The sequence below is a fragment of the Eubacterium sp. AF17-7 genome, assembly GCF_003461285.1.
Classification (GTDB): domain Bacteria; phylum Bacillota; class Clostridia; order Lachnospirales; family Lachnospiraceae; genus Eubacterium_U; species Eubacterium_U album.
This window is the reverse complement of record NZ_QTWU01000002.1, coordinates 301,851-317,405: the sequence shown is the minus strand read 5'-3', so window position 1 is coordinate 317,405 and position 15,555 is coordinate 301,851. Positions and strand designations below refer to the sequence as shown.

The following is a 15,555-nucleotide window of genomic DNA, read 5'->3' as shown; positions in this document are numbered from 1 at the left end:
GTTTATTTATGAACAAGCGTGCATATATTTTTTGTTTAGTTGCAGCTGTAATTGTTGCAACATTTGTAATTGGATATAATATTGGAACAGATAAACAATCAAAGAAGAATAATTCTCAGACTAATGCTAAAGTAATAGAAAAAGAAGGCTATTGGTTGCAATCAGTGGAAGGATACATTGTAGTATTTGAAAATGATAGAGCAACTGTTGTTGCATCCACAGAAATACCAGTGTCCAGTTTGTCAAAAAAAGAGCAGGATGTTTTAGCTGAAGGTTTTTACTTTGATACAGCAGAAGAATTATTTAAATTTCTTGAGGCTAATACCAGTTGAGGAATATTTACAATGAAAATATGTATAATCGGTGCCGGAGCGGCAGGAATGATGTCTGCAATAAATGTAGCAAATGAAAATAATGAGGTTTTTATTTTAGAACACACATCAAAAATAGGTTCTAAAATAAGAATCTCCGGTAATGGAAAATGCAATTTGACTAATGAATCAGTTTCAAAAGAAAAATATAATAATCAGGACTTTGCAGATGTAGTGTTAAACGAATTTTCTGTAGAAGATACAAAAAAATTTTTCTATAATTGCGGTTTAATGTTAAAAGAAAAAAATGGATATTATTATCCTATGAGTGAACAGGCTGCATCGGTTATAGATGTGCTGCAAAGTGAATTGTATAAAAGAAATGTAAAATTAATTACTGATTTTCATATTACAAGAATGCATAGAAAAGATGATAAATTTATAATTAAGGGTAATAATAAAGAAATTATAGCCGACAAGCTTATAATTGCAACTGGTGGAAAGTCTGCTGCAAAAACCGGTTCTGATGGAAGTGGATACAGTTATGCAAAAATGTTTGGCCATAATATAATTAAACAGGTTCCCGGATTAACAGGAATTGTATGCAAAAATAAAATCTGTAAATCTTTTGCGGGCGTAAGAACTAAAGCAACTGTAACAGCTTTTATAGAAGGAGCATCAGTGTATAAGGAAACCGGAGAAGTGCAATTTACTGATTATGGTTTATCAGGAATTCCTATATTTAATTGCTGTAATTATATTTCAAGAGTTATAAATTTAGAAAAAGATGTTGAAATAACAGTTGACTTTTTACCTGATATTAAGAGTGAGGATATTGAAAAATTTATTATTACACAAAAAGATAACGGAAAAAGTGTATTATATGCTTTAAAAGGAATGTTACCTTCAAAAATAGCTAATGGTATTTATGAAATAGTAGTTAATAATTGTAAAAAAGATTCTGAATATTTTATTTCAAATATAATAAATTTTATAAAAAAATTTGAATTTAAAGCAATAGATACGAGAGATTACGAGCAGGCTCAGGTTACGTGTGGAGGAGTTGATTTATCAGAAATAAATCCTAAAACAATGGAATCTGAACTTGTAAAAAACTTGTATTTTGCAGGTGAAGTGGTCGATATTAACGGTTTATGTGGCGGTTATAATTTACAATTTGCATGGTCAAGCGGTGCAATTGCAGGAAAGAGTTGTTTATATGATAAAAATTAAAGTCAATCAAATTAAGATGAATATTAAGCATAGTATAGATGATGTTGTTAAGGAAGCGCTTAAAAAAGCTCATACACAAAAAAACAACCTTGTGTCATATAAAATTATAAAAAAATCAATTGATGCAAGAAAATCACCAATATATATATATGCTGTTCAATTAGAATTAAATAAATGCAATTTAAAAAAATTACCTAAAGATGTTTCTATTGTAAAAAAGGAAGAAAAATACATATATAATGTTACGGGTAATAAAAAATTAGAAAATCCACCTGTTGTTGTAGGATTTGGTCCGGCCGGAATGTTTTGTGGCTATCTTTTAGCGAAAGCAGGTTATAATCCTATAATAATTGAAAGAGGCAAGGATGTTGACAGTAGAATTATAGATGTTGAAGAATTTTGGAAAACCGGTAAATTAAATACAGAGTCAAATGTTCAATTTGGAGAAGGTGGCGCGGGAACTTTTTCTGATGGGAAATTAAACACAGGAATTAAAGATAAAAACGGTCGTCAGAATTTTGTCCTGGAAACATTTGTAAAATGTGGTGCACCCGAAAATATCATGTATGATTCAAAACCTCACATAGGAACAGATATTCTTCAAATTGTTGTAAAAAACTTAAGGAAAGAAATAGAATCACTTGGTGGAAAAATATTGTTTGAAAGTAAGCTTACTAACATCGAAAAAGAAGGTGATTTTTATAATTTAGAAATCAATAATTCAGAAAAAATTCAGAGTCAAATATGTATTTTGGCTATAGGTCATAGCGCAAGAGATACTTTCGAAATGCTATATAACAAATCATTTCCAATGGAACAAAAACCATTTGCAATAGGAGTTCGTGTTGAGCATTTACAGGATATGATAAATAAATCACAATATGGAGTTGATGATTGTGAAAGTTTGCCTGCTGCACCATATAAATTAACATACAATACAAAGAACAAAAGAGGTGTATATTCCTTTTGTATGTGTCCGGGAGGATGCGTGGTTAACGCTTCTTCTGAAGACAAACGTTTAGCTGTCAATGGTATGAGTTATAGCGCTCGAGATGGTAAAAATGCAAACAGTGCGATAGTTACAACTATTACCCCAAACGATTTTGAAAGTAAACATCCATTAGCAGGAATGTATTTACAACGTGAATTAGAAGAAAAAGCATTTTATGAAGGAAAAGGTGCAATTCCTGTTCAACTATATGGTGACTTTGTAAATAACAAAATCAGTCATGAATTTGGAAATGTTATTCCTGACATAAAAGGAAAATATTCTTTTGCAAATATAAAAAATGTATTACCTAAGCACATTTGCGATTCAATAGAAGAGGCAATGCCATATTTTGGCAAGAAAATACAGGGATTTGATAATAAAGATACTGTATTTGCGGCGATTGAAAGCAGAACGTCATCACCTGTAAGAATTATAAGAGAAGACGATTTTCAATCAGTATTTAAAGGTATTTATCCTTGTGGTGAAGGGGCAGGTTATGCCGGAGGCATTACAAGTGCAGCTATTGATGGTATAAAGGTGTTTGAATCGATTATTTCTGAATTCAGACCATAGCATTATTATTTGAACAATTTTATTCAGATTAAAGGTTTGCAATTTTGAGTATACATATCTAAAAATGAAAATATAGACCTTTTTTCAATTTTGTAGTATGATTTAGTTTGTAAAAATTTCGTTATATAAACGCGTGAGGAGTCATAATGAACATTAGATTTTTAGCCCAATCAGAATATTTTAATGGAATTCATTTAAAAGATGATATAATTCTTGAAAAAGAATTTGAAGATAGTAAGTTTAGCAATATTAAAAAAGTACACTATTTCGTGTATCATTTAGAAGATAATATAAGAAAAGAAATTCTTCCAAGAAGCGAAAAACTACAGGTTTTTAATATTACAGACTGTCAGTTTCAGTCAGATTATATTTATTTTACTGAATTCGATGATCAATATGATGGAAATTACAATTTAAATATAATTAAATATAATTATATTGATGATACATATTTAAAAATAATTACCTTAAAGGATAATTTAAATCTATATCCTGATAAAAAACAAATAAAAATATATATATTAAATGAATCTAATTTAATAATACAAAGGGCAATTCCAAGAGGAAATTATAAAGATAATTATGCCGGATTTTTTGATTTTTCATCTATTTTATTTAATTTTGTAGATAATAAGCAATATAAAATCAACGATGAAAATTTAATTAACAATGGAATTGAATTTATGATTCCATATAACGAAAATTCATGTATTATGAAAACAGGATACTCTTTATTTGATGAGAATAAGCATGATTTACTCGAAAAAGAAGAAGCAGCTGTTGAAACTTTAATGGTAATAAACATTCAGCAATTTATATCGGATTTATTACTTGAACAGACACATATGGTTATCCCGTCAATAGCCCAGGCATACTATGATACTACATTAGTATTTGCTGAGGTTCAGAATAATTATTTGTTATATTCTACATTCGATTTTAATAAGGATGAAGAAACGATTTGCTTTTATAATCTTGAAAGCAAAGAAGAATATACATGTATTAACAAAACAAAAACCGGAAGTTCAACAAGAGCAAATGCTATATTAATTAACGGAACACCATATGTTAAAATTGACAAAGATTCTAAAAGCCAATTTCTTAATTTAGAGACTAACGAGGTTGATGCAGTTTACAGTAATAAAGAAAAGATAGTTTTCATTAATAATAATCTCATTGCAAGTGTCAATGAGAAAAAGCCTTTATTTGGCAAAGAATATGAATATGTTGCAATTCAGAAATTCCCTTCGACAGAAGTATTGCTTGAAGAAAAAGGGTATTTTATTGGTGCAATCGCGGCAAATAGTGATACTACATATATATTTCTAAAATAAAATAAAAGGAAAAGAAAAAATGGACCAGAAGAAAATAAAGAGAATAAATGAATTGGCAAGAAAATCTAAAGCAGAAGGATTAACTGACAGTGAAAAGAAAGAACAGGAACAGTTGCGTACAGAATATAGAATGGCTGTTATTGGTAATTTAAAAGGTGAATTAAAAAATGTAAAAATTAAAAATCCTGATGGAACAATTGTGGATTTAAAACCTAAAGGACATTAAAATGGATTTAAACATTCTTAGAAAAGAAATAAAGCAAAAAAGATTATCTCTTGATTACCAAAAATTTGAACTTTATAATTTGGAAATCAATAATACAATAATAAATAGCAAAATTTATAATAGCAGTAAAGTTGTTTACTGCTATTGTAGTGTAAATAATGAAGTTGATATGACATTGCTTATGAGTGACTGCTTAAATAAAGGTAAAATTCTTGCACTTCCAAAAGTAATTGGAAACGACATGACATTTTATACAATTACTGATTTTAATCAGTTAAAAAAAGGCTATATGAAAATACCTGAACCTGTCACAGATAATATTGCACCTAAACCGGATATTGTTATAGTTCCGGGACTTGCATTTACTAAAGAAGGAAAGCGAATTGGATATGGCGCAGGCTTTTATGACAGATATTTAAAAAATATAGATACATATAAAATCGGTGTAGGGTTTAATTTCCAAATTGTGGATGAACTTAAGCAGCATGAAAATGATATCAATTTAGATACCATAATAACAAATCAGATAGTTTAGGAGAAATAAAGTGAATTTTGTAAATGAAACAGAAAAGCAGGCTTATTACATAGCTAAATGTAAAGAAATAATTTCTAATAGAGAAAAAGAATTAGGAAGAAAATTAAAGGCATGTGTAGCAACATTTGGATGTCAGATGAATTTCAAAGATTCAGAGAAACTTATAGGTATTCTTAATGAAATCGGATATGAAGAAACAGAAGATGAACATGCTGATTTAGTACTTTATAATACATGTACTGTACGTGAAAATGCTAATTTAAAAATATACGGAAGATTAGGATATTTATCAAAATTAAAAAAAGAAAACAGCAATATGATTATAGGTTTATGCGGATGCATGATGCAGGAAGAACATGTTGTTGAAAAAATCAAAAAGAGTTATAAATTTGTTGACTTAATCTTTGGTACACATAACATTTTTAAGTTAGCAGAATTATTATATGAAAGACTTTCAGGTCAAAAATCTGTAATTGATATATGGCAGGGTACAACAGAAATAGTAGAAGATTTACCTAGTGAAAGAAAATACAGTTTTAAATCCGGAGTTAATATAATGTATGGATGTAACAATTTTTGTAGTTACTGTATTGTACCATATGTTAGAGGAAGGGAAAGAAGCAGAAAACCTGAAGATATAATTAATGAAATCAAGAAATTAGTTAGTGAAGGTGTAGTTGAAATAATGTTGTTAGGTCAAAATGTTAATTCATATGGTAAGACATTAGAAAATCCAATGACATTTGCACAGCTTTTACAGGAAATTGAAAAAATAGACGGTCTAAAGAGAGTTAGATTTATGACGAGTCATCCAAAGGATTTGTCTGATGAATTAATTGATGTAATGGCTCATTCTAAAAAAATTTGCAAGCAGATGCATTTGCCATTACAGTCAGGAAGCGACCGTTTATTAAAAATAATGAACAGGCATTATGACAAACAGCATTATCTTGAAATCGTAGATAAATTAAGAAAAGCAATTCCTGATATTGGAATTTCAACAGATATCATTGTTGGTTTTCCCGGTGAGACAGAAGAAGATTTTAATGAAACACTAGATGTTGTTAAGAAAGTTCAATATGACAGTGCATTTACATTTATTTATTCAAAGCGTTCGGGAACACCTGCTGCAGAAATGGAAAATCAGGTTCCACAGGATGTAGTTAAAGATAGATTTGACAGACTTTTAAAAGTTGTAAATGAAATATCATCAAAGAAAACTGCCAAATATGAAGGAACAACACAATTAGTTATGGCAGAAGAAGTAAACAGCCATGACCATGAATTAATTACAGGACGATTAAGCAACAACACGGTAGTTCATTTTAAGGGAACTAAGGATTTAATTGGTCAGGAATTAAAAGTTAAATTACTAAAAGCCAAAGGATTTTATTATTTTGGAGAAATAGAGGCATAATATGAGTATTACACCAATGATGCAACAATACTTAGAAACTAAAAAACAATATAAGGATTGCATTATTTTTTACCGTTTAGGTGACTTTTATGAAATGTTTTTTGAAGATGCTATTACAGCATCAAAAGAACTTGAAATCACTTTAACAGGAAAAAACTGCGGCTTAGAAGAAAGGGCGCCAATGTGTGGTGTCCCTTATCACGCTGTAGATTCTTATTTAAACAAACTTGTAACAAAAGGATATAAGGTTGCGATTGTTGAGCAGGTCGAGGATCCTGCAACAGCAAAAGGAATTGTAAAAAGAGAAGTTGTCCGAATTGTTACTCCCGGAACAAATCTAAACACATCTGCATTAGATGAAACTAAAAATAATTATTTAATGTCTATTGTATGTGTGGAAAATTGTTTTGGAATAGCTATTGTAGATATTACAACAGGAGATTTTTTTGTCACTGAAGTTGAAAACAACAGGGCATTACTTGATGAAATCTATAAATTCATGCCAAGTGAAATAATATGCAATGATGCATTTTTACTTACAGGAATTGATATTGACGATTTAAAAAACAGATTAAATATCACATTATTCCAGTTAGAATCATGGTATTTTGATGATGATATGTGTAAAAAAGCATTAACTGATCATTTCAAGGTTTATGATTTATCAGCATTAGGAATTGATAATTATGATGTTGGAACAAATGCTGCCGGTGCTCTAATGCAGTATTTAACAGAAACGCAAAAAAACTCACTATCTCATTTAACTCAGATAATTCCTTATTCAACGAATAAATTTATGATATTAGATACTTCTACCAGAAGAAATTTGGAGTTATGTGAAACATTACGTGAAAAACAAAAACGAGGATCTCTTTTATGGGTGCTCGATAAGACAAAAACGGCTATGGGTGCAAGAATGCTAAGAAGCTATATAGAACAGCCGTTAATTGATAAAGAATCTATTATAAAAAGACAAAAAGCAATCGAGGAATTAAATAAATCTTTAATTACAAGGGATGAATTAAGAGAATATCTTTCTCCAATATACGATTTAGAAAGACTTATAAGTAAAGTAGCATATAAATCAGCTAATCCAAGAGATTTAATAGCTTTGCTTAATTCTTTAAAAATGTTGCCACATATAAAAACGGTAATACAGGATTTTAAGAGTCCTCTTTTTAAAGAAATTACAGAAGAATTAGATGTTTTAGATGATATTACTTCATTGATAGATAATTCAATAAACGAAGATCCACCAATTAATATCAAAGAGGGGGGAATTATTAAAGAAGGATATAATGAAGAGGTTGACAGATTACGAAAAGCTAAAACAGAAGGAAAAACATGGCTTGCAGAACTTGAGACTAAAGAAAAAGAAAAGACAGGTATTAAAGGACTTAAAATAAAATACAATAAAGTATTTGGATATTATCTTGATGTTACAAATTCGTATAAGGATTTAGTCCCGGATTATTATGTAAGAAAACAAACATTGACCAATTCAGAACGATACACAACTGATGAATTAAAACAATTAGAAGATGTAATATTAGGTGCAGAAGATAAATTATTTTCATTAGAATATAATATATTTAGTGAAATAAGAGATGAGATATCATCACAGGTTGTTAGAATACAGACTACTGCAAAAGCATTAGCAAAAATTGATGTATTTGCTTCATTAGCATATGTTGCTGAACATAATAATTATGTTAAACCTAACATAAATGAAAAAGGTATTATAGACATTAAAAACGGCCGACATCCTGTCGTTGAAAAAATGATGCCTGACAGTATGTTTGTAACTAATGATACATATTTAGATATGAATAATAATCGTGTATCAATTATTACAGGCCCAAACATGGCCGGAAAATCAACATATATGAGACAGACAGCACTTATTACTCTTATGGCTCAGATTGGCTCATTTGTTCCGGCAACGAGTGCAAATATAGGCGTGTGCGACAAAATATTTACAAGAGTAGGGGCATCTGACGATTTAGCAAGCGGTCAAAGTACTTTTATGGTTGAAATGACAGAAGTTGCTAATATTCTTAGAAATGCAACACCAAAAAGCTTGTTGATTCTTGATGAAATAGGTCGAGGAACAAGTACTTTTGATGGATTAAGTATTGCATGGGCGGTAGTTGAACATATATGTGATATAAAATTACTTGGTGCAAAAACATTATTCGCAACTCATTATCATGAATTAACTGAACTTGAAGGAACTATGAAAGGTGTAAATAACTATTGCATCAGCGTAAAAGAGCAGGGCGATAATATTGTATTTTTACGTAAAATTGTTAAGGGCGGAGCAGATAAAAGTTATGGTATACAGGTTGCCAAATTAGCCGGTGTTCCTGATAGTGTTATAAATAGAGCAAAAGAACTTGTTGCTGAATTATCAAATGCAGATATAACAGCTAAAGCAAAGGAAATTGCCGCAAATATGACTCCCGGAAATTCCATAAAAGGAGTAAATGATAATGTTGAACTACATCAGATGTCTTTGTTTGATACAGTAAAAGAAGATGATATTATCACTGAAATTGAAGAACTTGATTTAGGAACTATGACACCAATAGATGCTTTAAATCATTTGTATAAAATACAGAACAAATTAAGGAATAGATGGTAAATGAGCAATATTAAATTATTAGATCAAAATACAATTAATCAAATAGCTGCCGGAGAAGTAATTGACAGGCCGGCATCGATTGTAAAAGAGCTTATGGAAAATTCAATTGATGCGGGTGCTGATAAAATTAGTGTTGAAATTAAAGATGGTGGCACTAAACTTATAAGAATTACAGACAACGGATGTGGTATTGATAGAGATGATATTAAAACTGCATTTTTGAGACATGCTACAAGTAAAATTAAATCTGTCGAAGATTTAATGGTCGTTTCTTCTCTTGGTTTTAGAGGTGAAGCCCTTTCAAGTATCGCAGCTGTATGTCAGGTAGAGTTAATTACAAAAACACAAGATTCATTTGTTGGATGTAAATATACTATAGAAGGAGGAAAGGAAAAAGGACTCGAAGAAATAGGTGCTCCTGATGGAACAACATTTCTTGTAAGAAATATTTTTTTCAATACTCCTGCAAGAAGAAAATTTTTAAAAACTCCTCAGACTGAAGCCGGATATATTTCAGAAATTGTTGAAAGGATAGCACTTTCGCATCCTGAAATAGCCATTAATTTCATAAATAATGGACAACCTAAGTTACATACTCCGGGAAACGGTAATTTGAAAGATGTAATTTATAATATATATGGTAGAGAAATAACTAATAATTTAATAGAAATAAATGAAGAATGTGAATTTGCACATCTTAAAGGTTTCATCGGAAAGCCATTAATTTCTAAAGGAAACCGAACATTTGAGAATTATTTTGTAAATGGAAGATATATTAAAAGTACTATTTTAACAAAAGCGATAGAAGAGGCGTTTGCACCTGTTATGATGCAACATAAATATCCTTTTACAGTCTTGCATTTGAAAATTAATTCAGACCTTTTAGATGTAAACGTTCATCCGTCTAAAATGGAACTTAGATTTAGAAATGGAAAAGATTTATATCCATGGATTGTGGAAGTTTTATCTGAAGCAATTATTGAGAAGCCGAAGATTCCACAGGTTAAACTTACAGAAGAAAAAGAGGATATTCCTGTTGCAATAAAGGCGCCTGAGCCATTTGAAACAAAAAGAACAGATGAGAATGAAAGAAAAAATAACATTGAATCTGATGTTAATAAATCAGATAATTTTATTTCAGAGGAAGTAAATTACAACAAACAATCCGATATAAAACAATCAGATAGTAATTTTAAATCAGATATTACTAATAATAGCGATAATATAAATGATGTAAACTATAATATTGAAAATAATTCTAATGTTATAGTTGAGAATAAAGATTTCCTAAAAAATAATCATGATAACAAAGAAATATCAGTAACTATTAGGAACAAAGAGTCAAATCAAATAACTAAGGAAGATATATCTGTAGATAATACATCTAATATGGAAAACGCATTAATTCCAGAAGAAAAAGCCGTAAATGTTAAAACCAGATTTGATGTTCCAAAAACTTCAAAAGATATGACAATGAATCTTTTTGAAGATAACTTTTTGACAGATACAGCAAGAAAAAAACATAAAATAATAGGGCAGGTATTTGATACATACTGGATTGTTGAGTACGAAGATAAAATGTACATCATTGACCAACATGCGGCTCATGAAAAAGTTATGTTTGAAAAAATTATGGCTGGTTTAAAAAATAAAGAAATTAACACTCAAATGGTTAATCCTCCTATAATTTTAAATCTAAGCATGCTTGAAGCACAACTTTTAGGAAAATTTATAGATAATTTCAGAGAAATAGGTTATGAAATAGAGGAATTTGGTGGTCAGGATTTTGCAGTAAGAGGTATCCCGGCTGATTTATATACATTAGATGCAAGAGAGGTATTGATGAACCTTATTGATAATTTGTCAGAACAGACAACAAAATTAAATTCTGAACTATTAACAGAAAAAATTGCGTCAATGTCATGTAAAGCAGCAGTTAAGGGAAATAACAAATTAAGTTATGCAGAAATGGATTCTTTAATTGACCAACTGTTAAAACTTGAAAATCCATTCAACTGTCCTCATGGAAGACCAACAATCATTTCATTATCAAAATACGAACTTGAAAAGAAGTTTAAACGAATAATTTAGGAGTATATATGAAACCGTTAGTTGTTATAACAGGACCTACAGCAGTAGGTAAAACAGAATTATCCATAAAAATTGCAAAAGCAATTGACGGAGAGATAATCAGTGCTGATTCCATTCAGGTTTATAAACATATGGATATTGGTTCTGCCAAAATAACAAAAGAAGAAATGCAGGGAATAAAGCATTATCTTGTTGATGAATTTGAACCGGATGAAGAATTTAACGTTCATGTATTTAAAGAAAAAACGTTAGAATACATGGACAAAATATATGAAGCAGGAAAAATTCCAATTATCGTAGGCGGTACCGGATTTTATATTCAGTCTGTAATATATGATATTCAGTTTAATGATGAAGAAATAGACAGTGCTTATAGAAAAGAACTTGAAAATATAGCAAAAGAAAAAGGAAATGATTATTTACATAATATGTTAAAAGAAGTAGATGAAGAATCTGCATTAAATATACATAAGAACAATTTAAAGCGTGTAATAAGAGCATTAGAATTTTATAAAAATACAGGTGAAAAAATTTCAACTCATAATGAAGAACAATCTCAAAATATTTCTCCTTATAATTTTGTTTATTTTGTGTTAAATGATAAAAGAGAACTTTTATATGAAAGAATAAATAAAAGAGTTGATATTATGTTTGATAAAGGCCTTGTAAATGAGGTCAAAAACCTTTTGAATATGGGATATACAAAAGATTTGGTTTCCATGAACGGTATAGGATACAAGGAAGTTGTTGATTATATTAATGGTAAATATTCTTTAGATGAAACTAAAGAAATAATAAAAAGAGAAACCAGACATTTTGCAAAACGACAGCTTACATGGTTTAGAAGGGAAAAAGATGTGACCATGGTCAACTATTTTGATTATGATAGTATCGATGATACTTTGAAATATATGATTAATACACTAAGGGAAAAGGATATAATTAAAAATGATTAAGGAAATGTATAAAAATCTGGGAATAGATGAAAATGTATATAATTTTACAAAAAATATTGAAAATGAATTAAAAGATAGATTTGCAAAAATAGATGAAGTAGCTGAATATAATCAATTAAAAGTTATGAAAGCATTTCAGAAGAATCAGGTTTCCGAAGCGCATCTTGGCGTATCTACAGGTTATGGATATAATGACATAGGCAGAGATACTTTAGAAAAAGTATATGCTGATGTATTTGGTACAGAAGATGCACTTGTCCGCCCACAGATTACATGCGGAACTCATGCATTAGGGATCGCATTATCAGCAAATTTACGACCGGGCGACAAAATACTTTATATTTCTGGTAAGCCTTATGATACACTTGAAGAGGTAATCGGAATTAGAGAATCAAAAGGATCTCTTGCAGAATATGGAATTAAATATGGACAGGTAGATTTACTTCCTAATGGTGATTTTGATTTTGATGGCATAAAAAAGGCAATAACTTCTGATGTTAAGATGGTTGGAATCCAAAGATCAAAAGGATATGAGACAAGACCTACTATTTCTGTTGAAAAAACAGGTCAGGTAATTAATTTTGTAAAAGAAATAAATAAAGATATCATTGTAATGGTAGATAATTGCTATGGTGAATTCGTAGATATAGTTGAGCCATCAAACGTAGGTGCTGACATGGTTGTAGGTTCTTTGATTAAAAATCTTGGTGGTGGATTAGCTCCTATTGGAGGATATATATGTGGAACCAAAGAATGTGTTGAAAATTGTGCATATAGACTTACAACTCCGGGACTTGGAAAAGAAGTTGGTGCAAGCCTTGATGTAATTCATACATTTTATCAGGGATTATTTATGGCACCAACAGTTGTTGCTTCTGCATTAAAGGGTGCAATTTTTGCAGCAAATGTATTTGAAAGATTAGGATTTAATGTAATTCCTAATTCGACAGAAGAACGATACGATATCATTCAGGCTGTTACATTTGGCTCTCCTGAAGGAGTAATCGCTTTTTGTAAAGGAATTCAGGCAGCTGCTCCGATTGACAGCCATGTTACACCTGAACCATGGGATATGCCGGGCTATGATTCGCAGGTAATTATGGCAGCAGGTGCATTTGTATCCGGTTCATCTATTGAACTTAGTGCTGATGCTCCAATTAAACCTCCATATGCTGTTTATTTTCAGGGTGGTCTTACATGGCAACATGCTAAATTTGGAATATTAAAGGCTTTGCAGCAGTTAGTAAATGAAAATATCGTCACAATATAAAATATTTATTATAAATTTTAGAATTTAAACAATGTAAATATTCACACATTTAGTATCGTGATTTTATAATTTAAACTACTGCATCTTAAAATGTTAAAATTTAGTTAAATTTGCTTAAAATATTATTTAATTATGTACACTAAAAATTTATTGTGATAAAATCTTACATTAGCAAGTTATTGTTTGATACCTCAATTTGTACTTGGAGAGATGAATGGAGGTATTTATATGAACAAAATTGCTGACATGCCTGTTAATGAAAGACCTTATGAAAAATGCATTAAAAAAGGTCCGGCCTTTTTAAGTGATGAAGAATTATTAGCAGTTATTCTAAGAACAGGAAACAGAGAATTAAATTCTATGGAACTGGCAAGAACAATAATAACAAAAGAAAATAAGACAGATATTTTATCAATTATGCATTATACATTTGAAGAATTGACAAGCTTTAAGGGAATTGGAACTGTAAAAGCAATTCAGATTATGTGTATAGGAGAACTTTCCAAAAGAATAGCATGTACGAAAGCAATTCATAAGCTTGATTTTTCAAGACCTGACACAATTGCAAGATACTATATGGAAAGCATGCGCCATAAAGAAAAAGAAGAATTAGTCGTTGCATATTTAGACACAAAATGTCAAATGATAAAAGATATGATGATAACATCAGGAACAATAAACCAGTCTCTATTTTCAATAAGGGAAATATTTGTTCAGGCATTAAGACTTAATGCGGTTAATATCGTAATTGTACATAATCATCCAAGCGGGAACAGCGAACCTAGTAAAGATGATATTATTTCTACGAAAAAAATATGTGAAGCCGGACAGTTAATTGGTATAACTGTTCTCGATCATATTATTATAGGAGACAAATCGTTTACCAGCTTAAATGCATTAGGAATTATATAAATCAAATTAATTGGAAGGACAATAAAATGAGTCAGAATGTTTATGGAATTGACATTGGAACAAGTAATTTAAAGATTTTCAATGGACAAACTAAAACTATAATAAATGAAAAAAATATAATAGCAATTCGAAATAAAAAGGACGTTTTTGCAATTGGAAATGGAGCTTTTGAAATGTATGAGAAAGCTCCTGATAATATTGTTGTAAGTTTTCCTATCAAGGATGGAGTAATTGCAGATATTAAAAACATGAAAAGTCTTATAGAAAAGATGTTTATTAAATTAAATTATCCTAAAATTGTAAGAGGTGGACGATTCTGCATTGCCGTTCCTTCTGATATAACTGAAGTTGAAAAAAGAGCTTTTTATGATGTTATTAACGACTCAAGTATTAAAGCAAAAGAAATAAAGATAGTAGAAAAACCTATTGCAGATGCAGTTGGTCTTGGTATTGATATTGACAGTGCTAAAGGAAACATGATTGTAAACATCGGTGCCGATACAACTGAAATTACAGTTACATCACTTGGTGGAATTGTAATTAGCAGAATTGTAAAAATTGGCGGAAACAAACTTGACGAAATAATTTGTAATATTGTAAAAAGAAAATATAATATTATGATTGGCATGAAAACAGCAGAGCAAATAAAAATCAATCTTGCAAATGCAATTTATGATGAAGAATCAGATGATAATTATGAAATGTGTAATGTATTTGGGAGAAACATTATTACAGGACTTCCTTGTGAAAGAACGGTTACATCTGATTTAATATATGAAGCAATAAAAGAAGTATTATCGTCTATTATTGATTCAATAAAACAGTTACTTGAACGTACACCACCTGAATTATCTTCTGATATAATTGACACCGGAATATATCTTACAGGTGGTTCAGCGCAGATTACAAATTTAAGTAAACTAATAGAAATGGAAACAGATTTAAAGGTAAATGTTGTTAGAAACCCCGGTGAATCAGTTGTAAGAGGAATTTCAAAAATTATATCTGATTCAAAATACAGAAAGTTGTTATATACACCAAGCGAAAATAAATACTAAGAGG

Annotated in this window: 13 protein-coding genes; all 13 read left to right on the top strand. The window is 30.0% G+C overall.

Annotation, left to right across the window (positions count from 1 at the left end):
* Window positions 1–8: 8 nt before the first annotated feature.
* The 13 genes from DWW96_RS04705 (at window position 9) to DWW96_RS04645 (ending at window position 15,551) form a co-directional block, all read left to right on the top strand.
* A complete protein-coding gene (locus DWW96_RS04705; RefSeq protein ID WP_022088420.1) occupies window positions 9–332 on the top strand; it encodes a hypothetical protein in 324 nt (107 codons plus the stop codon).
* A 12-nt stretch (window positions 333–344) separates the two neighbouring features.
* Window positions 345–1,544 carry an NAD(P)/FAD-dependent oxidoreductase gene (locus DWW96_RS04700; RefSeq protein WP_117909423.1) on the top strand — a complete coding sequence of 400 codons (1,200 nt, stop codon included), beginning with the start codon at window positions 345–347 and terminating at the stop codon, window positions 1,542–1,544.
* Entirely contained in the window at window positions 1,531–3,108 is a 1,578-nt protein-coding gene (locus DWW96_RS04695; protein ID WP_117909421.1) for an FAD-dependent protein, read from the top strand. The genes DWW96_RS04700 and DWW96_RS04695 overlap by 14 nt, the downstream gene beginning before the upstream one ends.
* Window positions 3,109–3,254: 146 nt before the next feature.
* Window positions 3,255–4,442 (top strand): hypothetical protein, encoded by a 1,188-nt coding sequence (locus tag DWW96_RS04690; protein WP_117909420.1) that lies wholly within the window; start codon window positions 3,255–3,257, stop codon window positions 4,440–4,442.
* Between the two features lie 19 nt (window positions 4,443–4,461).
* A complete protein-coding gene (locus DWW96_RS04685; RefSeq protein ID WP_022089618.1) occupies window positions 4,462–4,668 on the top strand; it encodes a DUF896 domain-containing protein in 207 nt (68 codons plus the stop codon).
* Window position 4,669: 1 nt separating this feature from the next.
* On the top strand, window positions 4,670–5,203 hold the full coding sequence (locus DWW96_RS04680; protein ID WP_117909418.1) for a 5-formyltetrahydrofolate cyclo-ligase: 534 nt from the start codon (window positions 4,670–4,672) through the stop codon (window positions 5,201–5,203).
* 10 nt (window positions 5,204–5,213) lie between these two features.
* Entirely contained in the window at window positions 5,214–6,620 is a 1,407-nt protein-coding gene (gene miaB, locus DWW96_RS04675; protein WP_117909416.1) for a tRNA (N6-isopentenyl adenosine(37)-C2)-methylthiotransferase MiaB, read from the top strand.
* Between the two features lies 1 nt (window position 6,621).
* The gene (gene mutS, locus DWW96_RS04670) at window positions 6,622–9,264 is read left to right on the top strand and encodes a DNA mismatch repair protein MutS (RefSeq protein WP_022089615.1); all 2,643 of its coding nucleotides are present in this window, start codon (window positions 6,622–6,624) and stop codon (window positions 9,262–9,264) included.
* Window positions 9,265–11,355, top strand: coding sequence for a DNA mismatch repair endonuclease MutL (mutL, locus tag DWW96_RS04665; RefSeq protein ID WP_117909414.1), 2,091 nt, complete (start codon window positions 9,265–9,267; stop codon window positions 11,353–11,355).
* An 8-nt stretch (window positions 11,356–11,363) separates the two neighbouring features.
* On the top strand, window positions 11,364–12,311 hold the full coding sequence (gene miaA, locus DWW96_RS04660; protein WP_117909412.1) for a tRNA (adenosine(37)-N6)-dimethylallyltransferase MiaA: 948 nt from the start codon (window positions 11,364–11,366) through the stop codon (window positions 12,309–12,311).
* A complete protein-coding gene (locus DWW96_RS04655) occupies window positions 12,304–13,581 on the top strand; it encodes a methionine gamma-lyase family protein (RefSeq protein ID WP_117909410.1) in 1,278 nt (425 codons plus the stop codon). Before miaA ends, DWW96_RS04655 begins: the two co-directional genes overlap by 8 nt.
* Before the next feature lie 228 nt (window positions 13,582–13,809).
* Window positions 13,810–14,493, top strand: a complete 684-nt coding sequence (radC, locus tag DWW96_RS04650; RefSeq protein ID WP_117909408.1) for a DNA repair protein RadC — start codon at window positions 13,810–13,812, stop codon at window positions 14,491–14,493.
* Window positions 14,494–14,519: 26 nt separating this feature from the next.
* Window positions 14,520–15,551 carry a rod shape-determining protein gene (locus DWW96_RS04645; RefSeq protein ID WP_022089610.1) on the top strand — a complete coding sequence of 344 codons (1,032 nt, stop codon included), beginning with the start codon at window positions 14,520–14,522 and terminating at the stop codon, window positions 15,549–15,551.
* The last annotated feature ends 4 nt before the right edge of the window (window positions 15,552–15,555 follow it).

Excerpts from the sequence above, each read along its gene's own strand:
- DWW96_RS04645 (WP_022089610.1), top strand. The coding sequence starts at position 14,520 with ATGAGTCAGAATGTTTATGGAATTGACATTGGAACAAGTAATTTAAAG.
- DWW96_RS04705 (WP_022088420.1), top strand. The coding sequence starts at position 9 with ATGAACAAGCGTGCATATATTTTTTGTTTAGTTGCAGCTGTAATTGTT.
- radC (WP_117909408.1), top strand. The coding sequence starts at position 13,810 with ATGAACAAAATTGCTGACATGCCTGTTAATGAAAGACCTTATGAAAAA.
- DWW96_RS04680 (WP_117909418.1), top strand. The coding sequence starts at position 4,670 with ATGGATTTAAACATTCTTAGAAAAGAAATAAAGCAAAAAAGATTATCT.
- DWW96_RS04655 (WP_117909410.1), top strand. The coding sequence starts at position 12,304 with ATGATTAAGGAAATGTATAAAAATCTGGGAATAGATGAAAATGTATAT.
- DWW96_RS04695 (WP_117909421.1), top strand. The coding sequence starts at position 1,531 with ATGATAAAAATTAAAGTCAATCAAATTAAGATGAATATTAAGCATAGT.
- DWW96_RS04690 (WP_117909420.1), top strand. The coding sequence starts at position 3,255 with ATGAACATTAGATTTTTAGCCCAATCAGAATATTTTAATGGAATTCAT.
- mutL (WP_117909414.1), top strand. The coding sequence starts at position 9,265 with ATGAGCAATATTAAATTATTAGATCAAAATACAATTAATCAAATAGCT.
- DWW96_RS04685 (WP_022089618.1), top strand. The coding sequence starts at position 4,462 with ATGGACCAGAAGAAAATAAAGAGAATAAATGAATTGGCAAGAAAATCT.
- DWW96_RS04700 (WP_117909423.1), top strand. The coding sequence starts at position 345 with ATGAAAATATGTATAATCGGTGCCGGAGCGGCAGGAATGATGTCTGCA.
- miaA (WP_117909412.1), top strand. The coding sequence starts at position 11,364 with ATGAAACCGTTAGTTGTTATAACAGGACCTACAGCAGTAGGTAAAACA.
- mutS (WP_022089615.1), top strand. The coding sequence starts at position 6,622 with ATGAGTATTACACCAATGATGCAACAATACTTAGAAACTAAAAAACAA.